Source organism: Streptomyces sp. NPDC040410, assembly GCF_055595715.1.
Genome location: NZ_JBVIVK010000016.1, coordinates 59,750 through 83,823 on the forward strand (window position 1 = coordinate 59,750; position 24,074 = coordinate 83,823).

22 protein-coding genes and 1 pseudogene are annotated in these 24,074 nt (G+C 70.6%); 15 read left to right on the forward strand and 8 right to left on the reverse strand.

The annotated features are described in order from the left end of the window. Positions 1–129: 129 nt before the first annotated feature. Entirely contained in the window at positions 130–861 is a 732-nt protein-coding gene (locus tag ACZ562_RS28115) for a Mut7-C RNAse domain-containing protein (RefSeq protein ID WP_471184557.1), read from the reverse strand. 160 nt (positions 862–1,021) lie between these two features. Then, positions 1,022–1,735 carry a PAQR family membrane homeostasis protein TrhA gene (gene trhA / locus ACZ562_RS28120; RefSeq protein WP_471184559.1) on the reverse strand — a complete coding sequence of 238 codons (714 nt, stop codon included), beginning with the start codon at positions 1,733–1,735 and terminating at the stop codon, positions 1,022–1,024. A gap of 333 nt (positions 1,736–2,068) precedes the next feature. On the opposite strand from trhA, the gene ACZ562_RS28125 reads away from it, so the two are divergent. Then, on the forward strand, positions 2,069–3,901 hold the full coding sequence (locus ACZ562_RS28125; protein ID WP_471184562.1) for a phosphoenolpyruvate carboxykinase (GTP): 1,833 nt from the start codon (positions 2,069–2,071) through the stop codon (positions 3,899–3,901). A 637-nt stretch (positions 3,902–4,538) separates the two neighbouring features. On the opposite strand, the gene ACZ562_RS28130 is transcribed toward ACZ562_RS28125, so the two are convergent. After that, entirely contained in the window at positions 4,539–4,961 is a 423-nt protein-coding gene (locus ACZ562_RS28130) for an SCO4983 family protein (RefSeq protein WP_471184564.1), read from the reverse strand. A gap of 100 nt (positions 4,962–5,061) precedes the next feature. Then, positions 5,062–6,273 carry a pyridoxal phosphate-dependent aminotransferase gene (locus ACZ562_RS28135; RefSeq protein ID WP_471184567.1) on the reverse strand — a complete coding sequence of 404 codons (1,212 nt, stop codon included), beginning with the start codon at positions 6,271–6,273 and terminating at the stop codon, positions 5,062–5,064. Between the two features lie 126 nt (positions 6,274–6,399). On the opposite strand from ACZ562_RS28135, the gene ACZ562_RS28140 reads away from it, so the two are divergent. From ACZ562_RS28140 to ACZ562_RS28150, 3 genes are all read left to right on the forward strand, one after another. Then, the gene (locus ACZ562_RS28140) at positions 6,400–7,215 is read left to right on the forward strand and encodes a hypothetical protein (RefSeq protein ID WP_471184570.1); all 816 of its coding nucleotides are present in this window, start codon (positions 6,400–6,402) and stop codon (positions 7,213–7,215) included. A gap of 433 nt (positions 7,216–7,648) precedes the next feature. Then, complete coding sequence (locus tag ACZ562_RS28145) at positions 7,649–8,011, forward strand: response regulator (RefSeq protein ID WP_471184573.1); 363 nt, start codon at positions 7,649–7,651, stop codon at positions 8,009–8,011. Between the two features lie 100 nt (positions 8,012–8,111). Further along, positions 8,112–8,963: a S1 family peptidase gene (locus tag ACZ562_RS28150; RefSeq protein WP_471184576.1), complete on the forward strand. Its 852-nt coding sequence runs from the start codon at positions 8,112–8,114 to the stop codon at positions 8,961–8,963. Positions 8,964–9,023: 60 nt separating this feature from the next. Here ACZ562_RS28150 and ACZ562_RS28155 read toward each other — a convergent pair. Both ACZ562_RS28155 and ACZ562_RS28160 read right to left on the reverse strand, forming a co-directional pair. Continuing rightward, a pseudogene (locus tag ACZ562_RS28155) lies at positions 9,024–9,221 on the reverse strand (D-aminoacylase); the annotation flags it as partial. Positions 9,222–9,230: 9 nt separating this feature from the next. Next, on the reverse strand, positions 9,231–10,508 hold the full coding sequence (locus tag ACZ562_RS28160; protein WP_471184579.1) for an amino acid deaminase: 1,278 nt from the start codon (positions 10,506–10,508) through the stop codon (positions 9,231–9,233). Between the two features lie 138 nt (positions 10,509–10,646). Here ACZ562_RS28160 and ACZ562_RS28165 point away from each other — a divergent pair, with 138 nt between their 5' ends. The 3 genes from ACZ562_RS28165 (at position 10,647) to ACZ562_RS28175 (ending at position 13,267) form a co-directional block, all read left to right on the forward strand. Continuing rightward, the gene (locus tag ACZ562_RS28165) at positions 10,647–11,690 is read left to right on the forward strand and encodes a sugar kinase (protein ID WP_471184582.1); all 1,044 of its coding nucleotides are present in this window, start codon (positions 10,647–10,649) and stop codon (positions 11,688–11,690) included. After that, complete coding sequence (locus ACZ562_RS28170; protein WP_471184585.1) at positions 11,687–12,448, forward strand: IclR family transcriptional regulator; 762 nt, start codon at positions 11,687–11,689, stop codon at positions 12,446–12,448. The genes ACZ562_RS28165 and ACZ562_RS28170 overlap by 4 nt, the downstream gene beginning before the upstream one ends. A gap of 267 nt (positions 12,449–12,715) precedes the next feature. Next, positions 12,716–13,267: a hypothetical protein gene (locus tag ACZ562_RS28175; RefSeq protein ID WP_471184588.1), complete on the forward strand. Its 552-nt coding sequence runs from the start codon at positions 12,716–12,718 to the stop codon at positions 13,265–13,267. Positions 13,268–13,331: 64 nt separating this feature from the next. Here ACZ562_RS28175 and ACZ562_RS28180 read toward each other — a convergent pair whose 3' ends face one another. After that, positions 13,332–14,690 (reverse strand): M14 family metallopeptidase, encoded by a 1,359-nt coding sequence (locus tag ACZ562_RS28180; RefSeq protein WP_471184590.1) that lies wholly within the window; start codon positions 14,688–14,690, stop codon positions 13,332–13,334. 357 nt (positions 14,691–15,047) lie between these two features. Next, positions 15,048–16,727, reverse strand: coding sequence for a chitinase (locus tag ACZ562_RS28185; protein WP_471184593.1), 1,680 nt, complete (start codon positions 16,725–16,727; stop codon positions 15,048–15,050). A 348-nt stretch (positions 16,728–17,075) separates the two neighbouring features. Here ACZ562_RS28185 and ACZ562_RS28190 point away from each other — a divergent pair, with 348 nt between their 5' ends. The 8 genes from ACZ562_RS28190 (at position 17,076) to ACZ562_RS28225 (ending at position 23,971) form a co-directional block, all read left to right on the forward strand. Further along, positions 17,076–17,906 (forward strand): hypothetical protein, encoded by an 831-nt coding sequence (locus tag ACZ562_RS28190; RefSeq protein ID WP_471184814.1) that lies wholly within the window; start codon positions 17,076–17,078, stop codon positions 17,904–17,906. 71 nt (positions 17,907–17,977) lie between these two features. After that, a complete protein-coding gene (cpaB, locus tag ACZ562_RS28195; protein ID WP_471184595.1) occupies positions 17,978–18,685 on the forward strand; it encodes a Flp pilus assembly protein CpaB in 708 nt (235 codons plus the stop codon). Between the two features lie 9 nt (positions 18,686–18,694). Next, complete coding sequence (locus ACZ562_RS28200) at positions 18,695–19,948, forward strand: AAA family ATPase (RefSeq protein WP_471184597.1); 1,254 nt, start codon at positions 18,695–18,697, stop codon at positions 19,946–19,948. A 62-nt stretch (positions 19,949–20,010) separates the two neighbouring features. Continuing rightward, entirely contained in the window at positions 20,011–20,406 is a 396-nt protein-coding gene (locus ACZ562_RS28205; RefSeq protein WP_471184600.1) for a TadE/TadG family type IV pilus assembly protein, read from the forward strand. A 1-nt stretch (position 20,407) separates the two neighbouring features. Beyond that, the gene (locus tag ACZ562_RS28210; protein WP_471184602.1) at positions 20,408–20,770 is read left to right on the forward strand and encodes a TadE/TadG family type IV pilus assembly protein; all 363 of its coding nucleotides are present in this window, start codon (positions 20,408–20,410) and stop codon (positions 20,768–20,770) included. A 3-nt stretch (positions 20,771–20,773) separates the two neighbouring features. After that, positions 20,774–22,111 (forward strand): CpaF family protein, encoded by a 1,338-nt coding sequence (locus ACZ562_RS28215; RefSeq protein ID WP_471184605.1) that lies wholly within the window; start codon positions 20,774–20,776, stop codon positions 22,109–22,111. Between the two features lie 14 nt (positions 22,112–22,125). Next, positions 22,126–23,070, forward strand: a complete 945-nt coding sequence (locus tag ACZ562_RS28220) for a type II secretion system F family protein (protein WP_471184607.1) — start codon at positions 22,126–22,128, stop codon at positions 23,068–23,070. Positions 23,071–23,083: 13 nt separating this feature from the next. Further along, the gene (locus tag ACZ562_RS28225) at positions 23,084–23,971 is read left to right on the forward strand and encodes a DUF5936 domain-containing protein (RefSeq protein WP_471184610.1); all 888 of its coding nucleotides are present in this window, start codon (positions 23,084–23,086) and stop codon (positions 23,969–23,971) included. The last annotated feature ends 103 nt before the right edge of the window (positions 23,972–24,074 follow it).

The window sequence follows — 24,074 nt, forward strand, 5'->3', positions numbered from 1 at the left end:
GCGGCGTCTGGTGCGGTGCATCGCAAGGCGGAGGGTCGCCCGCGTACTGGGCGTACGCGGGCGATCCCGACAACGCGGCGAGGCGCCGTGCCAGGCGTCGCGGGCCAGATGGGACTTTCGAAACACGCCCTAGCACTCACCCGCGAACTCGTCCAGGGCGCGCTCCACGATGGCCACCAGCTGCTCGTGGTGCGCGCCCTTCCAGTACGCCCGCCCGCACTGCCGGCACTGCGCGAAGACGTCGTACGACCGCTGCGTCCCGCCCTGCAGCTGGTCGGCCACCTCCTCCTTGGTGGCTTCCCTGAGCAGCCCGTTGCAGGCGGTGCACCGCGTCCAGGGCCTGAGCCGGGGCCGGAACCGGTCCAGCACGTCCCGCAGTTGCTCCTCCGGGCGGGTGCTGTAGACGAAGGCGCCCGCCCACAGTTCGCGGCGGCGCAGGAGGCCCCGGTCGCGGCTGAGCATGACCCGCTTCTCGGCCGCCGAGCGCGCGGCGAGGGCCGGGTCGCCGATGTCCGTCGACTCGTACGCCGTGTCCACGCCGAGCAGGCGCAGCCGCCGGGCGAGGGTGCCGAGGTGGACGTCGAGGAGGAAACGGAGGGGCCCGCCGGGCACCCGCTGGGGGCGCTCGACCGTCCGTACCCGCACGGACTCGCCCCCTGCCGGCACGTAGGAGGCCGGCACCTCGCGGCCGTCGACGAGGAGTGTGCCGACCTCGGTCAGCGGGACGCCGGCCGACTCGACGACGTGGCCGAGGGAGGAGAGGCCGTCGGTTGCGACCACGGTGGCTCCCGTACGCCGCTCGTGCGGGACGAAGACGGCCAGCTCGGGGGCGAATTCAACGTGGATCTCCGGTGTGCTCACCGGGTCAGGATGTCACGGCAGCCGGGGCGGGGTCTCAGCGATTTTCCCTGGGAAGGCCGTGTTGCAGGACGTCCGGGGTCCGGTCGCCAAGGGCGGTGAGGTCGTCCCGGTGGCCGTTCTCGGCCCCGGTACAGGGAGGTCTCCGGAAGAGAGCGGCGTGTCACCCGTGCCGGTAGGCCACCAGTGAGATCCCGACGTAGTGCACGACGAACGCCGCCAGCGTGAGGGAGTGGAACACCTCGTGGAAGCCGAACCAGCGCGGTGACGGGTTGGGGCGCTTGATCCCGTAGATCACACCGCCCGCGCTGTAGAGCAGGCCCCCGACGATCACCAGGACCAGGACGGCGATCCCGCCCGCGCGCATGAAGTCCGGCAGGAAGAAGACGGCCGCCCAGCCCATCGCGATGTAACAGGGGGTGTAGAGCCAGCGCGGGGCGCCGACCCAGAACACCCGGAAGACGATGCCCGCGGCCGCCGCGGCCCAGATGCCCCACAGCAGCCACTGCCCCTTGGCGCTCGGCAGGAGCAGCAGGGTCAGCGGGGTGTAGGTGCCCGCGATGATCAGGAAGATGTTGGCGTGATCCAGACGGCGCAGAATGCCGTCCGTCCGAGGATTCCAGTTGCCCCGGTGGTACAGCGCGCTGACGCCGAACAGCAGGCACGCCGTCAGTGCGTAGATCCCGCAGGCGACGCGGCCCCGGGTGGAGTCGGCGAGGGCGGTCAGCACCAGGCCCGCAACGAGCGCGGCCGGAAACATGCCGAGATGCAGCCAGCCGCGGAGCTTGGGCTTGACAGGATGCGGCAGGGAGAGCGCGACAGGACCGTGGCCGGCGGCCGGCGTGTCCGTGGGCGCGTCGGGGACAGGCGCAGTCATACGGGGCATCGTACCTACGGAGCCGTAGGTTACGGATCGGTCCTGCATTAGGAGCGGCGAAGAGTCGCCATTTTCTTACGCTACCTGGCGCCCCGCACGTTACGCAAAAGAATCTTCAGCTGAACCCAACGTGCACGCAAAGAAGCACTTCTACACGTGGCAATCCTCACGTCGCTCACCTGTGCGCTCCTCTGGACATATGCGCACACTCGTCGGATGATCAAATGAGTGCGGTCGGCACCGGATGAGCGCCAGTGTTACCCCCGAGACGCATCCGGGTCGCAGCCCCCACGGGGCCTCCAACAAAAAACAACCCGTCTTTTAGGAGCAATCGTGGCGCGCGACATCGCGGCTCCCCCCGTCATCCCCACCAACCACCAGGAACTGATCTCCTGGGTGAACGAGATCGCCGAACTGACGCAGCCGGACAGCGTGGTCTGGTGTGACGGATCCGAGGCCGAGTACGAGCGACTGTGTGAGGAGCTCGTGGCCAAGGGCACCTTCAAAAAACTCGACCCGATCAAGCGCCCCAACTCGTACTACGCCGCCTCCGACCCGACCGATGTCGCGCGGGTCGAAGACCGGACGTTCATCTGCTCCGAGAAGGAGGAGGACGCCGGCCCGACCAACCACTGGAAGGCGCCCGCGGAGATGCGGGAGATATTCCAGGGGGCCGACGGCAGGGGCGGCATCTTCCGCGGCTCGATGCGCGGCCGGACGATGTACGTCGTCCCGTTCTGCATGGGCCCGCTGGGCTCGGACCTCTCCGCGATCGGTGTGGAGATCACCGACTCCGCCTATGTCGCCGTGTCCATGCGCACCATGACCCGCATGGGACGGCCGGTCCTGGACGAGCTGGGCTCCGACGGCTTCTTCGTGAAGGCGGTGCACACCCTCGGCGCCCCGCTGGCGGAGGGCGAGGCCGACGTCCCGTGGCCGTGCAACTCCACCAAGTACATCTCGCACTTCCCCGAGGCCCGTGAGATCTGGTCCTACGGCTCCGGCTACGGCGGCAACGCCCTGCTCGGCAAGAAGTGCTACGCCCTGCGCATCGCCTCCGTCATGGCGCGCGACGCGGGCTGGCTCGCCGAGCACATGCTGATCCTGAAGCTGACCCCGCCGCAGGGTGAGTCCAGGTACGTCGCCGCCGCCTTCCCGAGCGCCTGCGGCAAGACCAACCTCGCCATGCTGGAGCCCACGGTCTCCGGCTGGACGGTCGAGACGATCGGCGACGACATCGCCTGGATGCGCTTCGGCGAGGACGGCCGCCTGTACGCCATCAACCCCGAGGCCGGTTTCTTCGGCGTCGCGCCCGGAACCGGCGAGCACACCAACGCCAACGCGATGAAGACGCTGTGGGGCAACTCGGTCTTCACCAACGTGGCGCTGACGGACGACAACGACATCTGGTGGGAGGGCATGACGGAGGACACTCCGCCCCACCTGACGGACTGGAAGGGCAACGACTGGACGCCGGCGGCCGAGACCCCGGCCGCCCATCCCAATGCGCGCTTCACCGTCCCGGCCTCCCAGTGCCCGATCATCGCGCCCGAGTGGGAGGACCCGAAGGGCGTGCCGATCTCGGCGATCCTCTTCGGCGGCCGCCGCGCCACCGCCGTACCGCTGGTGACGGAGTCCTTCGACTGGAACCACGGCGTCTTCCTCGGCGCCAACGTGGCCTCCGAGAAGACCGCCGCCGCCGAGGGCAAGGTCGGCGAGCTGCGCCGCGACCCCTTCGCCATGCTGCCGTTCTGCGGCTACAACATGGGCGACTACATGGGTCACTGGGTCGACGTCGCCAAGGACAAGGACCAGTCGAAGCTCCCGAAGATCTACTACGTCAACTGGTTCCGCAAGAACGACGAGGGCAAGTTCGTGTGGCCCGGCTTCGGCGAGAACAGCCGCGTCCTGAAGTGGATCGTCGAGCGGCTCGACGGCAAGGCCGAGGGCGTCGAGACCCCTATCGGCATCCTGCCGACCAAGGAGGCCCTGGACACCAACGGCCTCGAACTGGCCGACACCGACCTGGACTTCCTTCTCACGGTCGACAAGGAGGTCTGGCGTGAGGAGGCCGCCCTGGTCCCCGACCACCTCAACACCTTCGGCGACCACACGCCCAAGGAGCTGTGGGACGAGTACCACGCGCTGGTGGAGCGCCTGGGCTGAGCACCCCTGAGAACCCCGCGGCCGGTCCGGCTTGCCCTGACCAGCGATCGTCACGGCCGGCCGCGGTGCAGACCGGCGAGGTCCCGTACAACGGCGTGCGGGGCCCTGGGCCTGTCGTCGTCCTCCCGTCCGCCCCGACGGAAAGGACGGCGGCAGGCCCTCGCCCGTGGCCGCACCCCTCGACCAGAACGGGAATGCCGGGTTCCGGGGACGGGTACCCGGTCGTCACGGAAGAGGTGATGCGCTCATGGCTGGTGCTGGTGAGTTCCACCGTCACGATCGACCCGGAAACCCCCGTCTGCCGGAAGACCGCCCACGGGGCGGAGGTCCGGAGGGTCCCCGCGGCCGCGGTGCCTGGCCGATATGGGCCATGGTGATCGGGATCCTGTTGTTCTTCATGATCCTTACGGTGCTGGTCGGCTGACGCGGCCACAGAAATTCCGCCGCGACGGCGCTCGGCCGGGACGGCGGATTTCCGGCGGTGCCGAACGAGGGCTTCCGGCCGTGGCCGAGCGCCCCACCCTCTGGCGGTCGCCCGCCGAACACGCGGCCCGGACCCATGCGGTGCATGGCGCCCGGTCCGCGCGTCGCTGCGGGTGCACGCGGACCGGGGCCGTCGAAGGGAGCCCGGGTGGGCTCAGTGGGACGCGAGTTCGCGGGCCTCCAGGGCCGCCGTGTGCGCGTCCATCTGCTCGGCGGCCAGGATCGCCGCCGCGGTGTCGGCGCGGGAGGCCGCGACGACCAGAGCACGGCCCGCGAGCGCGTGGGCCCGCCTGCGCAGGGCCGCCGGGGGCTGCTTCTGGTCGACGGCCGTCAGTGGCACGCGGGCCGGCGTATGGCCTCCCCGCAGCCGGGTCACCTGCGCGGCGAGCCGCTCGGCCGCGGTGTCCAGGTCGGCGGAGGGGGACGCCGCGCGCAGCTCGTCCGTGACGGCGAGAAGGGCGGCGAGATGGCCCGCGAGCTGGATGTCCAGCTCTTCCTCGCGGGACCGGTGGGGGAAGTCGGAGCTGGTGCCGGCCATCGGGCTGTGGACCGACTTGGTGCGGATCGGTTCGTACATGGATGGCCTCCTGTGCTGTCAGGAAGCCATCCTAGCTTAGAATTCGTCTAAAGTTGAGGTGTTCGCAAAACAGGGGACAGGTGCACACGCAGCGTGAGTGTCACGGCTGGCTGTAGCCGTCCAGGAAGTTCCCGATCCGGGTGACCGCGTCCCGCAGGTCCACGACCGTCGGCAGCGTCACCACCCGGAAATGGTCCGGCTCGGGCCAGTTGAAGCCGCTGCCCTGGACGACCATGATCTTCTCCTGCCGCAGCAGGTCCAGGACCATCTTCCGGTCGTCCTTGACCTTGAAGACGTCGGGGTCGAGGCGCGGGAAGAGATACAGCGCGCCCTTCGGCTTCACGCAGCTCACGCCGGGGATCCGGGTGAGCAGCTCGTATGCCACGTCCCGCTGCTCCCGCAGCCGCCCGCCCGGCAGCACCAGGTCGTTGATCGTCTGCCGTCCGCTGAGTGCGGCGACGACCCCGTGCTGTCCCGGCATGTTCGCGCACAGGCGCATGTTCGCCAGGATCGTCAGGCCCTCGATGTAGGAGTCGGCGTGTGCGCGCGGCCCGGAGATCGACATCCAGCCGACCCGGTAGCCGGCCACCCGGTAGGCCTTCGACATGCCGTTGAAGGTGAGGGTGAGCAGGTCGGGGGCGATCGCCGCGGTCGACGTGTGCGTGGCACCGTCGTAAAGGATCTTGTCGTAGATCTCGTCCGAGCACACCAGCAGGTTGTGGCGGCGGGCGATGTCGGTCAGCCCCTTGAGCATCGCCTCGTCGTAGACGGCGCCCGTCGGGTTGTTCGGGTTGATGATGACGATCGCCTTGGTGCGGTCGGTGACCTTCCGCTCGACGTCGGCGAGGTCCGGCATCCAGTCGGACTGCTCGTCGCAGCGGTAGTGGACGGCCGTGCCGCCGGAGAGGGAGACGGCCGCGGTCCACAGGGGGTAGTCGGGCGCCGGTACGAGGACCTCGTCGCCGTCGTCCAGCAGGCCCTGCATCGCCATCACGATCAGCTCGGAGACGCCGTTGCCGATGAAGACGTGCTCGACGTCCGTCTCGATGCCGAGGGTCTGGTTGTGCATGACGACGGCCCGGCGTGCGGCCAGCAGGCCCTTCGCGTCGCCGTAGCCGTGCGCCGACGACACGTTGCGGAGGATGTCCTCCAGGATCTCGGGCGGACACTCGAAGCCGAACGCCGCCGGGTTGCCGGTGTTGAGCTTGAGAATGCGGTGACCAGCCGCCTCGAGCCGCATCGCCTCCTCGAGTACCGGGCCCCGGATCTCGTAACAGACGTTGGCGAGCTTGGTCGACTGGATCACCTGCATGTCAGGGAGCTTACGGCCCGGTAACGCCTCATGGGCCGTGTTTTCCGACACGTGAGACGCGTGGGTTTGGGTGATTATCGCCGGTAGCTGTCTCAGGGGTCCCACCCGTCTCTACAATGCGCGGCAATGTCCAGGCCAGCTCGGTACGAAAGCGGGGCGCACGGTGTGAATGCCGCGAACAACGCGACCGGCGCGTACGACGACCACGGTGCCCAGCCGGAGGGCGGAGCCCCCCAGGGTCCGCCGAACGTGTACCTTCCACCCGCCCCGACGACTCCGGCGTACGAGACGTACGTCGATCCGGCGGCGGCCCACGGCTGGCAGACCGCCTACGACGAGACGACCGAACTGCCCCGGATACCCGAGGGCGGCGAGCCCGGTCCGGCGACCGGCGGCCACGCGGCAGTGGGTGACCGGGAGGCCGGTGGCCACCGGGCCGAGCCCATCGCCTGGGAGGCCGGCGGTCCCGGCTCCGAGTCCGACTGGGAGGCGGCCGCGGACCAGGAGACCCGCGCGGGCCGGCGTGCGCGGAGGCGGCGCGGCAGCCGGCGCCGGATCGCGGTCGCCGCGGGCGTGGCGGGGGCCGTGTCCGCGGCCGCGCTGGTGGCCGGGATCTCCTTCTCCGGGTCGCCGTCGGGCGGCGCGGAGGGCAAGCACGACCGCACGGGCCCTCCGACGGCGGGGGACTCCGCGGCGCCGACATCGGCGGAGGAGCCGGCCGCCGTCCGGTCGACCGACGGTGCGGACCGGCCCGGTGCCGCGTCGGCGTCCGCGAGCGCCTCGGCGGACCCCTCCTCGACCGGAGGGGAGACGGACGGGTCCTCGGCCGCGCCCAGCAGTGCGGTCACCGTCACGCCCACCGCCACCACGAGCGCGCCGGTGCCGGGCAATGCCAACGGGAACCCGGGGCGCGGGCAGGGGAACACGAAGCGCCCCAAGTAGCCGCGGACCAGGCTAGTGCCGCGGCAGGCAACGTTCGCCCCGTCGCGACGCCCGGCACGCCCTCTCGCCGCTCCGGCCGAAAGCCCACGTACGTCCAGTACGCGGACTTCCGGCCGGCACGCCGAGAGCACGCACCGAACGCCGCTCCGTGCCGGGCAAACGTTGCCTGCCGCGGCACTAGGTCGGCCCTGCCGAAGGGGGAGGCAGGGCATGGAGTTCTCGCCGCCCGAACGACGCACCGGTCGGCGCACCGGAGGCCGATCCGCTCGGCGTCGGCCGTGGAGCGGATGCGGCTTCCGCAGGTGGACGAGCCGGTGAAGCAGTCGCGGGAGGACGGGGCGCCGCCGGTCACCGTGGTCCGTACGGACGAGGGGTCGCGGGCCGCGGGGACGGTACGCCGGCCGAGGGGCGCGACGCCTACCGGGGCATCCGCGTGCTCCGGATCGACGGCCATCCGGAGAACAACACGTCTTTCGCCCGCTGCCTGAAGCAGCACGGCGCGCACGTCGTGACGGCGGAGAACGGTCAGGCTGCGGACCGGATGCCCGACCTGCGCGCCGTCGATCCGGTGATCTCCGACGTCGCGCGGTCCCGACCGGGCGCCGGGCCGGCCGACCTCGCGCGCCGGCGGCAGCGTGGGAGCTTCGACGGGCCCGCGGTGTCCTTCACCGGCCGTGTCGCGCCGGCCCGTGAGCGGCGCTGCCGCGAACCGGGCGCCAGGATCGCGGCCGACGGTACGGCGCTCTTCGGCCACATCGACGCCGCAAGCGCGGAAATCCGCCAACGCCGGGCTTGAAACAACTCCTTGCTCACCCACCCCTCTGTATTCACAATGCACATGACAAGACGGCGGCCGGAAGATCTCCGGTCGCTCGCGTCTCAGAGGGGACCCCCACATGAGAAAGCCTCTCCTTGCCACGCTCGCAGCCCTGGTGATCTCCGGGGCCGGCATGGCACCCGCGGTCGCGGCGACCGAGCAGGCGGCGCCCGCGGAGAAGGCGGCGCCGACACTTCAGGCAGTCAGCCTCGCCGGCACTGTCGCGCTCAGCAACTGCTCCGGCTCCGTCATCCGCTTCCCGAACTCCGCCGACAGCGACCCGGCGCTCGTGCTCTCCAACGGCCACTGCCTGGAGACGGGCTTCCCCGAGCCCGGCGAGGTGATCGTCGGCCAGGCCTCCAGCCGTGGCTTCGGACTCCTCAACTCCGCCGGTACGAGGGTCGGCACGCTGCGCGCCGCCAAGGTCGCGTACTCGACGATGACCGACACGGACGTGACGATCTACCAGCTCACCCGCAGCTACGCGTCCATCAAGAGCTCCTACGGCATCAGCCCGCTGACCGTCCAGGACACGCATCCGACCGCCGGCTCCGCCATCACGGTCGCCTCCGGCTACTGGAAGCGGCTGTACAACTGCAACATCGACGGGTTCGCCTACCGCCTCAAGGAGGGCGACTGGACCTGGAAGGACTCGGTCCGCTACACCTCCGCCTGCCAGACCATCGGCGGAACGTCCGGCTCGCCGGTCATCGACCAGGCCACGGGCAAGGTCGTCGCCGTCAACAACACCGGCAACGAGGACGGCGAGAGGTGCACCGACAACAACCCCTGTGAGGTCGACGCGAGCGGCAACGTCACCGTCCGCGAGGGCATCAACTACGCCCAGGAGACCTACCAGATACCGGCCTGCTTCACGACCGGCAACCGGCTCGATCTCAGCGCGAGCGGGTGCACCCTGCCCAAGCCGTAGGCGCCGGACGCGGAAGGGTGTTCCGTCACACGGGACTGCGACGGACCGCCCGCCCCGCCACATGTCGATGAAGCCAGGGGAGAGGACCAGGCCCTCGGCGTCCAGTTCCCGGCGCGCCTTCGGGCGCTGACAGCCCGCGGCCGCGGCCTCCTTGACGATGGACACGATCCGGCCGCCGTCGACGACCACGTCGGCGCGGTACGACGGGGCGCCGGAGCCGTCCACGACGTCCGCGTCCCGGATGACGAGCTCCTCCACCCGGGCCTCCTAGAAGAACGTACGGATGTAGTCGACGACCGTGCCGTCCGCCTCCGCCACCGGAATCAGCGGCCACTTGTCGAAGGACGTGCACGGGTGGGACAGGCCCATGCCCAGCCAGTCGCCGACCGCGAGGTCCGCCTCGGGGGCCGTACGCAGCCAGGCGTGCTGGTCGGACAGGCCGGTGACCTCGATGCCGGCGGCCGGACGCTCGGCCCCGTCCCGGCGGACGACCTGGGCGAAGGGGAGGTCGAGGTCGTACGCGGCGTCCCGCTTGCCCGCGTTGACGAACGCCTGGTCGGCGGACGGCCGGGACACCACCTGCGCCCAGAGGCGGAACGCCGGCTCCAGGGCGCCCTCCTCGGGCACGCGGGCGAACGGGGTCAGCTTGCGGTAGTGGCCGTCGTCGTGCGAGACGTACGCACCCGAGCGCAGCAACTTCAGTACAGGACGGGAGAGTGCGGGGATCTGTGAGAACACGTCGGCCACCGCGTCGAACCAGGCGCTGCCGCCCGCGCTGATGACGATCTCCTCGACGCCCGTGAAGCGCCCGCCCTTGTCGAAGTCGACGGCCAGCGCGACCAGCCGCCGCAGCCAGGCGTGCACCCGCTCCGGGTCCGCATGCGGGACCTCGCCCTCGTAGCCGGCGACACCGGCCAGCCGCAGGGTCGGCACGGCGGCCACCGCGTCCGCGACCGCCGCGCACTCCGCCTCCGTACGGACCCCGGTCCGGGCGCCCTCGCCGGCGGCGAGTTCGACGACGACGTCGAGCGGGCGGGCCGCCTCGCGCAGCGCCGCGTCCATCAGCTCCACTCCGCGCACGGAGTCGACGTAACAGACGAAACGGAAGGAGGGGTCGGCGTCGAGTCCGGCGGAGATCCAGTGCAGGGCCGCGGGGTCCACCAGCTCGTTGGCGAGGAACACCCGCCGGACGCCGAACGCCCGCGCCACCCTTACCTGGTGCGGCACCGCGAGCGTGATGCCCCAGGCGCCGTGCTCGATCTGCCGCCGGAAGAGCTGCGGGGCCATGGAGGTCTTGCCGTGCGGGGCGAAGGCGAGTCCGTGGCGGGCGGCGTACGTCTCCATCAGCCTCAGGTTGTGCTCCAGGCGCTCGGCGGACAGCGCCAGGACCGGGGTCGCGAAGCCGCCGGTGAAGAGGTTGCGGTGCTGGGCGGCCAACTCGCCGACGGTCAGGCCGTCGGCGTCCGGCGGGAGGCCCTTGAAGCGGTGGTCGACGCGTTCCTCGGCGAGGCGGGCGAGGGCTTCGGTGCCGTTGTCGCGGGCCATTGAGCCTCCCTGATCTGGGATGTTGCGAAATGTGCAACGCTCATTGCGTATTCCGCTAGCTGCTGTCTAACATCTCGGCCGGCGCGGGGTCAACGAAGCTGCCGCCACCCGCGAGAACACCGAGGAGCCACGACGATCGTGACCGCCACCGGCCCCCGCGATGCCCACGGCGCCGTCGACGTCGTCGCGCTCGGCGAGTCCATGGTCACATTCCTGCCCTCCCGCCCCGGCCGCCTCGCCGATGTCCCCTCCTTCGACCGGGCCATCGGCGGCGCGGAGTCCAACGTGGCGTGCGTGCTGGCGGCGGCGGGCCACCCCACGCGGTGGGTGAGCAGGGTGGGCGCCGACGGCTTCGGCGACCACCTGGTCGAGACGATCGGGGCCTACGGCGTCGACATCACGTCCGTGCGGCGCGACGCGGCCCGCCCCACCGGCGTGTACTTCCGTACCGCCGGGGACCGTGCCTCCGGCGCCCACGAGGTGGCGTACTACCGGACCGGGTCGGCGGCCTCCGCGATGACGGCCGGGAACGTGGACCTGGCGGCGGTGCGCGCGGGGCGCGTGCTGCATCTGTCAGGGATCACGGCGGCGCTGTCCGGGGAGTGCCTCGGGCTGCTGCGGGAGCTGACGGCCCCCCGCCCCGGCCGGCCGCTCGTCTCCTTCGACGTCAACCACCGGACCGGGCTGTGGCGCGACTCCCACGGGCCTCGGGTGCTGCTGGAACTGGCGCGCGGTGCCGACCTCGTGTTCGTGGGCGAGGACGAGGCGGAGGAGGTGTGGGCGCTGGAGGGCGCCGACGCCATCCGGGCCGCGTTCCCCGACCCCGAGGTGCTCGTCGTCAAACAGGGCGGGCGCGGGGCGACCGTGTTCACCGAGGACGCCGTCACCCATGTGCCCGCCCCGCACGTTGACGTCGTCGCCGCCGTCGGCGCCGGTGACGCCTTCGCCGCCGGGTTCCTCTCCGCCACGCTGCGCGGACTGCCCCTCCGCGACCGCCTCCGGCACGGCCACCTCATGGCGGCCGCCGCCCTCACCGTCCCCGGCGACCTCGCCGTACCCCCCGCCCGCGACCACGCCGACCGCCTGGCCGCCCTGGACGACACCGCGTGGGGGAGACTTCGGCTCGGGCCCGGCTGGACACGGACACCGGACCGGGCCGACGAGGAGGTACGTACGCCATGAGCCAGACCGTCGACCGCGCGCTCAGCATCCTGCCGCTGCTGGCCGAGGGACCCGCCGACCTCGGCCAGGTCGCCGACCGCCTCGGCGTCCACAAGTCCACGGCCCTCCGCCTCCTGCGCACGCTCCACGCGCACGGCCTCGTCTACCGCCAGTCCGACCAGCGCTACCGCCTCGGCGCCCGCCTCATCGCCCTCGCCCAGGAGGCGATGGAGAACCTCGACATCCGCGAGATCGCCCACCCCCACCTCGTACGCCTCAACGAGCAGTGCGGCCACACCGTGCACCTCGCCGTCCACGAGGAGAACGAGGTCCTCTACATCGACAAGGTGGAGAGCCGCTACCCGGTGCGTATGTACTCGCGGATCGGGAAGCCGGTGGCCATCACCGTCGCGGCCGTCGCCAAGCTGCTCCTCGCCGACCTCCCCGAATCCGAGCGCCGCGCCCTCGCGGACAAGCTCGACTACCCCCTGTACACGGCCCGCTCGACGCCCAACGCACCCGCCTTCCTGAGGGAGTTGGAGAAGGTGCGCGAACAGGGTTGGGCCACCGACCTCGGCGGCCACGAGGAGTCCGTCAACTGCGTAGCGGCCCCCATCCGCGGGGCCGACGGCCGGGTGGCCGCCGCGATGTCGGTCTCCGCGCCCAACGTCGTCGTCACCGCCGACGAACTCCTCACCCTGCTCCCGCTGGTACGGCGTGTCGCGGACGCCATCAGCGGCGAGTACTCCGGCCGGACCCCCGTGAGGGACACCGCATGAAGGACACCTGGTGAAGGACACCGCATGAAGTGACCGGCTGACGGTTTCTCAGTGCCTCGCGAACGCTCGCCGCCACCGCCACCGCCACCGCCCCCGCCCCACCGCATCAGCGAGCGGGCACACTGAAGACGTGGACCGTGCAGGAAAGCGTGCTGTCCGTGGTGGGGCTCGCGGTGGCGGCCGTGTCGAGCGTCTTCGGGTAGTCGTCTCATAACGAAGTTGGGGCTGGTTGTGCCCGGCACAGGATCGTCGACCATACTGCCCGCTGTGGAGCAGCGCATAGGTTCGAGCAGCAAGCCCCTGGAGGGCGCCGGATTCGACCCGGCTTTCATCCCCGGGCTCGTGAAGCCGGAGAACGAAGCGGCGGCAGACGCGGCGGAGGCCCCGGCCTCCGCGAAGCCCGTCTCCAAGGAGCCGGTCTCCAAGGAGCCCGTCTCCGACGAGGCCGAGGCCCCGGAGGAGACGAAGGAGTCCGAGGTGTCCGACGAGTCCGAGGACGAGTCCGAAGGGTCCGAACCCCAGGACTCCTCCGGCGGCCCCGTCTTCGAGGCCGCCGACCGCCGGGCGAAGATCGTCGCCGACCACAAGGGTGTCCGGCTCACCCTGGACGACCAGGAGTGCGAGTTCCGCTGGGAAGAGATCGGGGCGGTCGAGACGGAGGCCCCCCGCTTCGGCAAGCGGTTCACCGTCACGGTCCACACTCCCGACCGCCGCTGGTACCCGATCGAGATCGAGGCGACGGCCAGGGCGCGCTTCCAGGAGTGGGAGAAGCAGTTGGACGCGGTGCTGGACGCCTACTTCGACGAGGACGCGGCCTAAGGGGCGCGGGGAACTGCGCGACCGGCCACGGCCGGCCCGCAGTTCCCCGACAACCTGCTGACCCCTAACCGCAGTACTGGGCCTCCTTGCCGATGGACCGGTACATACAGTCGGCGTTCTCGAGTAGCTGCAGCACCGCGTCCCGGTTCCGCGCAGTCTCCCGCTCGATGACCTCGTCGGGCGGGTAGAACCCGCCCCCGGAGCTGGACGACGGATACATCTCGAAGGTGTACGCGAAGATCTTCTGCGCACCCCAGAGGTAGTCGTCGATCGACCCGTCCGTGATGTACAGGTCGCTGGACTGCTCCGGCGTGTAGCCGTTGCTCGCGGCCATCTTCTGCCCGACGGTCCTGAAGGCGTCGTAGTCGTCCGCCGTCATCCCGGTCGTCGTGTTGGAGTAGGTGTATCCGAACGGCCACAGCACCAGCTCGCTGTACGTGTGGAAGTCGATCCCGGCGGTGATCTGCTGCTTGCCGCCCACGACCCGGCCGCGTACGAAGTCGGAGACCACCTTCACCTCGGGCGCCGACTCGGGGGCGGTGCCCCGGTACGTCTCCGAGGACTTCGATCCCGAAGACCCGCCGCAGCAGCCCCACTTGTAGTTCCAGTTCCGGTTCAGGTCCGTACCGACGTACGAAGAGCCGGAGTTGGGCTGGCGGTTCTTGCGCCACGACCGGTACGAGCCGGAGGCGATGTCGTACTCTCCGCCGTCCGGGTTGAGGTCGGGCACGATCCAGATCTCGCGGCTGTTGACCATGCCGGTGACGCGGGAGTCGCTGCCGTAGCCCGCTCCCAGCTCGCGCAGCAGGTACAGCGCCATTTCCACCGTCAGATGCTCACGGGCGTGCTGGTGGAAGGTGAACAGGACCTCCGGCTCGCTCTCGTCGGTGGCGACATTGTCGCTGATCTTGATGGCGACGATGTCCCGGCCCTGGTACGACTTGCCGATGACCCGCTTGCTCATGATGCTCGGGTACGCCGCGAGCCGGGTGTCGATCTCCGCGGTCATCTCGGCGTAGTTGTGGTATTTGGAGTCCGCCGAGGGGAAGTCGTGGAGCCGGACCTCGTCCGCGGCGGTGGAGCGGTCCGGGGCCGAGCCCAGCAGTGAGACCTCGTAGCCCTGTTGCCGCAGCTTCCTGATCTGCGCCGCGCGCCCGGAGACGACCACCGTCTCCTCGTCGGCCTCGTCCACGGTCACGCCGGCCTCCGCGATGGCGGTGCGGGTGACCGGGGTGTTGTGGTCGACGTGGATCTCGTACTGGCGGACGTCGTCGGAGGAGGGTGCAGCCTTGCGGGCGCTGTCGGCGCTGGCGTTCGTCGCCGTCGCGGAGAGGGGGGCCGCGAGGGCGAGGGCCATGAGCGCGGCGAGGGCTGCGGTTCGTCTCCCGCTGCGGGCGCCCGAGCCTCGTATGCGAAGTCGCATGAAGTCTCCTAGTTTCTCCGGGGATTCCGGGGTCGCCGGAAGTGGGGAGTGGAGCGGGGGTGGTTCAGCGACGTGCTGGTGCGGGTGTGCGCCCATGGTCGGCTCGTGGCATGAGCAGGTCAATAGTCAGCCGGGAGCCGCCGTCTCGAACCCTTCGAATCCGGCCTCCTGGCTGGGCACACAGCGTGAAGCGGGCCGAACCTTGTCAGCACTGCCGACTGGGTGACTGCGATCCAATCCTGACGACCGTGGACGAACGGCCGTACAGAGGCCGCTCCTCCGGCGGCCGACCCGGTCGACGGGCACACCCCCACGCACGTCACCGCGGGCAGGGGCGGCACATTCGGCGTCTCTCGGTTAGGGCAAACCGTGCACGTGCGGTCCCACCGCGTTGGACCACGCGCTGCCGGCCGTCGCGTCCCAGTTCGTCGACCAGGTCATGGCGCCCCGCAGGTCCGGATGGGTCTTGGTCGGCTTGAAGGTTCCGCAACCGGTCCCCTTCGTCAGGCAGTCCAGAGCGTCGTTCACCACGGTCGGTGACACGTAGCCGCCGCCCGCGCCGCGCGTCGAGGCCGGCAGACCCAGCCCCACCTGGGACGGGGACAGACCGCCCTCCAGCTGGATGCAGGCGAGTGCCGTCAGGAAGTCGACCGACCCCTGGCTGTACACCTTGCCGTCGCAGCCCAGCATCGACCCGCTGTTGTAGTACTGCGTGTTGACGACCGTGAGGATGTCCTTCACGTTCAGCGCGGTCTGGAAATACGCGTTCGAAGTCGACTGCATGTCGATCGTCTGAGGCGCCATCGTGAGCACCAGGGACGACCCGGCCTTCGCGGCCAGCGCCCGCAGCGCCTGCGTCATGTACGTCGCGTCGAGGCCGTTCTCCAGGTCGATGTCGACGCCGTCGAAGCCGTACGTCCGCATCAGGGAGTGGACCGAGTTCGCGAAGTTCGCCGCCGACGCCGGGTCGTTCACCGACACCGTGCCGCGCTCACCGCCGACCGACACGATGACCTTCTTCCCGGCCGCCTGCTTCGCCTTGATGTCCGCCTTGAACTGGTCGACGGTGTAGCCGCCGAGGCCGGCGGAGTCCAGGTTGAAGGTCACGGCACCCGGCGTCGCCGTCGCGTCCGCGAAGGCCACCGCGATGATGTCGTACTGGGCGGAGACGTCGGAGATCTTCTGGACGGTCGCCCCGTTGTCGAAGTTCTGCCAGTAGCCCGTGACGGCGTGCTTCGGCAGGGCACCGCCGCCCCCGCCGCCCGGTGTCGTCGTCCCCGTCACGGCCGCCGACTTCGCCGACTCACCGGCCGCGTTGGTCGCGGTGACCTGGAAGGAGTACGGCGTCGAGGCCGCGAGGCCGGTCACCGTCGCCGACGTGCCCGACACGGCCGTCACCTTCGTGCCGTCGCGGTAGACGTTGTACCCCGTCGCGCCGGACACGGTGTTCCACGCCAGGGAGACGGAGGACGAGCTCGTGCCCGACACCGTCAGGCCGGCCGGGGCCGCCGGGATCGTAGGGGCCGGGTCGCCGCCTCCGCCGCCGTCGGGGCCCTGGACCGACACGTCGTCGGCGTAGTAGGCGGCCTGGCCGTACCAGCCGTGCGTGTACACCGTCACCGACGTCGTCGAGGCACCGGTGGTGAAGGTGGTCGACAGCTGCTTCCAGGACGTGGAGTCCGGGGTCCAGGCCGACACGTCCGTCGTGCCTGTGCCGGTCGCGCCCAGGTAGGCGTACCCGCCCTGCACCCAGGCGCTCAGCGTGTACGTCGAGCTGGGCTTGACGGCCACCGCCTGGGCGCACCGAGCGTTGTCCTGCCCGGCCGGCGTGGCCTTCAGTGCGGCCGAGCCGCCGTGCACCGGGGACGGGACGGCCGTACCGCTGCCGGCCGAACAGGTCCAGTTGCTCAGGCCGGACTCGAAGCCGGCGTTCTTCGCGTTGTTGACGTCCGCGGCGGACGCCTCGCCGACGCCCGCGAAGCAGAGGGCGAGGGCGCCGACGGCGGCCCCCGCCCACACGCGCTTGCGTCCGGGCATGCCTGGTACGCGGTCCACTGAAGCCTCCGAGTGGGGGAGAGGGACGAGGACGGTGGCCACCGCTGACGTACAAGTTGGTCCAGACCAATTCAACTGTCAAGAGGTTTAGTCCACTTCACTTGTCAACCCATCTGGGTCGGAATCCACCTCTTTCGAACTCCGGCAAGGCGAACAAGAGGAGAAGGAAGTCAAAGAAACGCTGTTCTCCGGTCATACAGGCGTGGTTACAGTGCTGAGGTAGTCACGCAGTGAAGTCATCCGGGTGTGCCGGAGTAACACCGGTGGGACCCACGGGCATGGAACGGGGAGCTGCGCGTGCCAACTGCCATTGCCGTGACCAGTGCCGACATGGCGCTGCCGCCGCAGGACGAGCGAACCATGCCCGCCGTCGTGCTGCGGGACCTGGACACGCAGCCGCTCGAACAGTCGCTGGCCGCCCTGCAGTCACTGACCGACCAGCACGGCCACGTGATCGTCGTCTGCTCGCAGGCCGTCCCGGAGGGTGTGACGCGCCGGCTGCACACCGTCCGCTCCCTCCTGGAGAGCGACCGGATAGCGCTGTTCCGCCCGGACCTGCCCCCGCTCGGACTCGCCGTCCTGACCCGCCAGTTACGGCAGCTCGCGTCCTGCGACCTCAGCCCGGGCGTGCTCGCCTCGGCCGCACGGCTGCTGACCCACTACATCCACGCCGGGGCGCTCCTCGGCTCCGTCACCAGGCTCGACCGCGTCCCCGTCGGCCTCAAGGCGCACGCCAAGTCCTGGGTGCCCGGCAGCCAGTTCGCCGTACTCGCCCACCCTGTACCGCAGCTGGCCCGGATCGCCCCCGGCGCCACCCTCGCCGGACCGGAGTTCGGCACCTCGATGCTGGTCGCCAAGGGCCAGCTGCAGTCCGACTGGATCACCGCGACCCTGGCCAAGGCCTGGAGCGTCCAGGGTCTGCGCGAGACCCCGCTGCCGGCCGAGTCACCGCTGTGGTGGGGGACCGGCAGACTGATCGAGTTCTGCACCTTCCTGCCCGACCTGTCGGTTCTCTACCAACTGGTCGCCTCGGTACGGCAGTCCGTCTGCCACTGGTGCGGCATCGACGTCATCGGCGACCGCTGCGTCTTCTGCTCCGCCACCGCCCCGTCCCTCTCAGCCGCTTCATCCGTGCACGAGAACCAGTTGCCCGCCGGCTGAGCCGGCCGGCGGCCCGCCCCTCGCACCCCCGATTCCGCTCGACCGAAACCCCCAATGAGGTTGTACGGTTCATGAACTCCCGTCAGCGCCGCGGCGTGATACTCCTGCTCCTGTCGGTCCTGTGCGCCCTCGGGGCGTTCGCCGGCGTGCTGTCCGTCATCAGTGACGTGCAGTCCAAGGTCGGCCCCGAGGTCACCGCCTACCGGCTCAAGTCGAACGTGGAGCCGTACACCCGTCTCACCACGGGCCAGTTCGAGAAGATCAAGATGCCTGAGCGGTGGCTGCCCGACACGGCCGTCACCGATCTCGCCGACATCCGGGACAAGATCGCCGTCACCACCCTGCGCGAGGGCTCCCTGCTGCAGAGCGACATGATCGTCGATCAGCCCGCCCTGCAGCCCGGGCAGCAGGAGGTCGCCATCATGATCGATGCGGCGACCGGTGTCGCCGGCAAGATCACGCCGGGCTCCACGGTCAACGTGTACGCCACCTTCGAGGGACAGCGGGAGGGTGATCCCGACCAGTCCAAGATCATCGTAACCAATGCGAGGGTCCTCGACGTCGGCAGGCTGACCCCCCTCGAACCGGACGGCGACAACCGGAACCGGCAGCTCACCGAAGCCGTCCCGATCACCTTCGCGCTTTCCACCGTCGACGCCCAGCGCATCACGTACGCCGAGTCGTTCGCCCAGCGGGTCCGGCTCGCGCTGGTCGCGCCGGGCGGCGGCACCACCGTCCCGGAACAGGACCGCACGTACGAACTCGCGAAGGACAAGTGAGAGCCCGCCATGCCCACGAGGATCCTCCCGGCAGTCGGCGACGCGGACGCGGTCCGGTCCCTCACGACACTGCTCAGCCAGCTCCCGGACGCCGAGCCGGTCGCGCCGGTGGTCGACTCCACCCAGCTCATCGACACCCTCGCCCGCCTCGCCGCCGAGTCGATCGACGAACTGCCCGAGGTCGTCGTCGTCCACGAGCGCATCGGCCCCGTCCCGGCCCTGGAACTCATCCGCGAAGTGGCCCTGCGCTTCCCCGCCGTGGGCGTCATCCTCGTCACCTCGGACGCCGGCCCCGGCCTCTTCCAGGCCGCCATGGACTACGGCGCCCGCGGCCTGATCGCCCTCCCCCTCGGCTACGAGGAACTCGCCAGCCGCGTCCAGGCGGTCGCCCAGTGGTCGGTGGGCGTACGGCGTCATCTGGGCGCCGGAGGCGACGTGTTCACCGGAGCCGGCGGAACCGTCGTCACGGTGAGCGGCGCGAAGGGCGGCGTCGGCGCGACACTCACGGCGATCCAACTCGCCCTCGCGGCCCAGGCGTCGGGCCGCAGCACGGCGCTGGTCGACATGGACCTGCAGACCGGCGATATCGCCTCCTACCTGGACGTCCAGTTCCGCCGCTCCGTCGTGGACCTGGCGGCCATCACCGACATCTCGCCCCGCGTCCTGGCCGACGCCGTCTTCCGCCACGACACCGGGGTCGCGTTGCTGCTCGCCCCCGGCGAGGGCGAGCGCGGCGAGGAGGTCACCGACCGGGCCGCGCGCCAGATCGTCAGCGCCCTGCGCTCCCGCTACGAGGTCGTCGTCGTCGACTGCGGCGCCCAGCTCGGCGGCGCGGGCGCCGCCGCCGTGGAGATGGCCGACACGGCCCTGCTGGTCACCACCCCGGACGTGCCGGCGGTCCGGGGCGCCAAGCGCACCGTACGCATGTGGGACCGGCTGCAGATCCGCAAGGCGGAGGAGACGACGGTGGTCGTCAACCGCCACTCCCGCGCTACGGAGATCCAGCCCCCGCTGATCCAGCAGATCACCGGCACGGCGGTCGCGGGCACCGTGGTCCCGGCGGCCTTCAAGGAACTCCACGGCGCGGTGGACGCGGGCCGGATCCACGAGCTGGACGGCAGAAGCACGGTGAAACAGGCCCTCTGGGGCCTGGCCGGCGAACTGGGGCTCATCAAGGTCCCCGAGGGCGAACGGAGGGGCCACAGATTCCGGGGCGACCGCGGCTCGGTGAGTTTTCGGCGCCGCGGGGACGGAAGGGGATAGGGATGCGCGCGCCATCGATGGGGAGGCGGGCCGTCCGGCGGCGGGGCACGTGGCCTCGCGGCATGTGGGGCCGGGACTTCGGGCGCCGGGACTTCGGGCGCCGGGACGGCGGCCAGGTCACCGTCGAGTTACTCGGCATGACGCCGCTGATCGTCCTGACGCTGGTGCTGCTGTGGCAGTTCGTGCTGGTGGGATACACGTTCACGCTCGCGGGGAATGCTGCGGACGAGGCGGTGCGGGCGGGAACGGCGGCGGAGCCGGGGGGCAGGCAGGCGGCGTGCGAGCAGGCGGGTCTGGACAAGCTCCCGGGTGCGTGGAGCGGCACGGTGCGGTGCGGGACGGACGGCGGCTACGTCACGGCCGACGTCAGGCTCGAGGTCCCCGTCCTCTTCCCGGGCGCGATCGGCTTTCCGTTCGAGGTCGAGGGCCACGCGGGCGCCGTAGAGGAGGCGAAGTGAGATGCCGTACGACGCCACAGGCCGCGACCGTGGACAAGTCGCTCTCGAATACCTCGGGTTCATCCCGATCCTGATCCTCGTCGCCATGGCGGGCGTACAGATCGGACTGATCGCGTACACCGCGCAGCAGGCGGGGACCGCGGCCCGGGCGGGTGCGCGGAGCGCCTCGCTCCAGGAGAGCGCCGAGCAGGGCTGCCTGCAGGCGGTCAGCGGCTGGCTGGCCGACGGCACCGACTGCCCTGCCGCGTACGGCGGCGACGAGGTCACCGTCACCGCCTCCGTCGACATCCCGTCGATCGTCCCCGGCTGGGACTTCGGCCAGGCCCACAAATCCGCCACCATGCCGCTCGACCACGAGGACTGACCCATGAGCCTGCGGGCACGCATCAACTCCCCGGAGGAGAACGGCAGCCGGGGCGAGGACGGCCACCTGGTCGCCTCCTACCGGGCCAAGCTCCTGGAGGAGATCGACCTCGCGGAGATGAGTTCACTGGCGGCGGCCGACCGCAGAGCCCGCCTGGAGCGGGTGCTCGGGCACATCATCAGCCGGGAGGGGCCCGTCCTGTCGACGGTCGAGCGCTCCCAGCTCATCCGCCGGGTGGTCGACGAGGCGCTGGGCCTCGGCATCCTGGAACCGCTCCTCGAAGACGCCTCCATCACCGAGATCATGGTCAACGGCCCTGACGCGATCTTCGTCGAACGCGGGGGCCGCGTGGAGCAGTTGCCGCTCCGCTTCCCGTCCCACGACCAGCTGATGCAGACGATCGAACGGATCGTCTCCACCGTCAACCGCCGGGTCGACGAGTCCAACCCGATGGTCGACGCCCGGCTGCCGTCCGGCGAACGCGTCAACGTCATCATCCCGCCGCTGTCGCTCACCGGCGCCACGCTCACGATCCGCCGCTTCCCGCGCTCCTTCACGCTCAGCGAGCTGGTCGGCTTCGGCTCCCTCGACGAGCACATGCTGTACCTGCTGGCCGGCCTGGTGCAGGCGAAGTTCAACATCATCGTCTCCGGCGCGACGGGCACCGGAAAGACGACGCTGCTGAACGCGCTGTCCGGTCTGATCCCGGAGCGCGAGCGCATCATCACCATCGAGGACTCAGCCGAACTCCAGCTCCAGCAGGGGCATGTGATCCGGCTGGAGTCGCGTCCGGCGAACGTCGAGGGCCAGGGCCGGGTCACCATCCGCGACCTGGTCCGCAACTCGCTGCGTATGCGCCCCGACCGCATCGTCGTCGGTGAGGTCCGCGGCGGCGAGTCACTGGACATGCTCCAGGCGATGTCGACCGGCCACGACGGTTCACTCGCCACCGTGCACGCCAACAGCGCCGAGGACGCGCTGATGCGCCTGAAGACCCTGGCGTCGATGTCCGAGGTCGAGATCCCCTTCGAGGCGCTGCACGACCAGATCAACAGCGCGATCGACGTCATCATCCAGCTCACCCGCTTCCCCGACGGCGCCCGCCGCGTCACCGAGGTCGCCGTACTCGACAGCCACGGCGGCGAGCCCTACCGGCTCGCCACCGTCGCCCGCTTCGACGCCCGGCCGATGGCCGCCGACGGCCGGATCCACGGCGCCTTCCAGTACTTCCCGCTCCCGCGCCGCACCGCCGACCGCCTCTACATGGCGAGCCAGCCGATCCCCCAGGCCTTCGGCGTCGCCCAGTCCGCAGATCAGCTCGCCACCCGAGAAGCCAGGTAGGCAGGACCGCCCCCATGGAACTCCAGACCCTCGTCACCCTCACCACCGGCAGCACGCTGCTGACCTGCCTCCTGGCCGTCGTGGGCGTGCACATCTACGCCAAGGGCAAGGCACAGCGGGCGGCACTCGTCGACCGCCTCTCGGCCGCCGGCCAGCTCCCGCCCCCCGGACGGCGGCGCCGCTTCCGCAACCTGGACCGCCGACTGCGCCGTACGCGGCTCGGCAGGAAGCTGGAACTGCGCCTCGCCGCGACGGGACTGGACGTCACCACGGGCGAGTTCTTCGCCGCCATGCTCGCCACGGTCGGCGGCCTGTGGCTGATCGGCCAGGCGACCCTGGCCCCGTTCTTCGGCCCGATCGCCGGACTCCTCGGTATCTGGGCGGCCCTGCAGTTCCTCGACTGGCAGCGTCAGAAACGCATCGAGAGGTTCATCAACCAACTCCCCGAACTGGCCCGCATCCTGGCCAACGCCACCCACGCCGGACTCGCCCTGCGCACGGCGATCGGCATGGCGGCGGAGGAACTGGAGGCGCCCGCGGGCGAGGAACTGGCGAAGGTGGCCGACCAGCTGGCGCTGGGCGCGTCGATGGACGACGCGCTCGGCGAACTCGCGGAGCGCCTGCCCTCCCGAGAACTGGTCGTCCTGGTCACCACGCTCGTCCTGTCGAACCGGGCGGGCGGCCAGGTGGTGAGCGCACTGCGGAACCTCACGGAAACGCTGGAGGAACGCAAGGAGACGCGACGGGAGGTGCGGACGCAGCTGTCGCAGGTGAACATGACGTCGTACGCGGTACCGGTCCTCGGCGTCGGATCCCTGTTCCTCATGAACGGCGTGAAGGACGGAGCCCTGGACCGCATGACGGGCTCCCCGGTCGGCCAGGGAGCGGTGATCGTCGCCTTCGCGCTCTACGCCGTCGGCTTCGTCCTCATCCGCCGCCTGTCCCGCATCGACGTCTGAGGGGAGGGCGGCCATGGGACTCCTGCTCGCGCTCGCCATGGGCCTCAGCGTCTGGGGCGTCTTCGCCGGCATCCGCATGTACCGTGCGGACGCGAAACTGCCGTCCGACCTGGCCCTGGCCCTGGAGGTCGGCGCCACCCGCACCGGCGCGGTCGACTCACTCGTCGACCGCCTCGGCATGCGCTACGCCCCCGCGGTACTGCGCCTCATGGGCCCCCGGCGGGTGGCGAAGTACCGCCGGAAGATCGACCTGGCGGGCAACCCCGGCGGCCTGACGATCGACCGCTACGCGGCCCGCCGTGCGGTCTACGGCTTCCTCGGCGGGGTCGGCTTCCTGGTGTTCCTGCTCCGGGGCAACGTACCGGTGGCGTTGCTGCTGCTGGCCTTCGGCGCGTTCTGGACGGAGGTCGGCATCTGGTCGGCGATCCGCATCCGCAAGGACGTGATCGAGCGGACTCTGCCGGACTTCCTGGACGTGCTGGCGGTGGTGGTCAGCGCGGGCCTCGGCTTCCGCCAGGCCCTGGACCGGGTCGCCTCGAAGTACGAGGGCCCCTGGGCCGACGAACTCCGCATCACACTCCGCCAGATGGACCTCGGCATGAGCCGCCGCCAGGCCTTCGCCGAACTGCGCCGCCGCAACGACTCCGAGCAGGTCGCGATGTTCGTGACCGCCTTGCAACAGGGCGAGGAGCTGGGCGCGCCGATCGTGGACACGCTGGTGGCACTGGCGAAGGACATGCGCCGCACGGACGCACAGAACGCCCGCCGAAAGGCGGCTCGCGCGGTCCCCAAGGCGACGATGATGATCACGACGTTCATGGTCCCCGCCACGATGATCCTCCTCGGCGCGGGTCTGATCCTCGGCTCCGGCACCGACTTCGGCTCGATCACGGGGGAGTAGGGGTGGGCGAAGAATGATGCCGACGACGAGGACGAGGCGGACGCGGACACCGAGGGCCCAGCGGACGCCGAAGGCGGACGGGCTGAAGACGGACGGGCTGAAG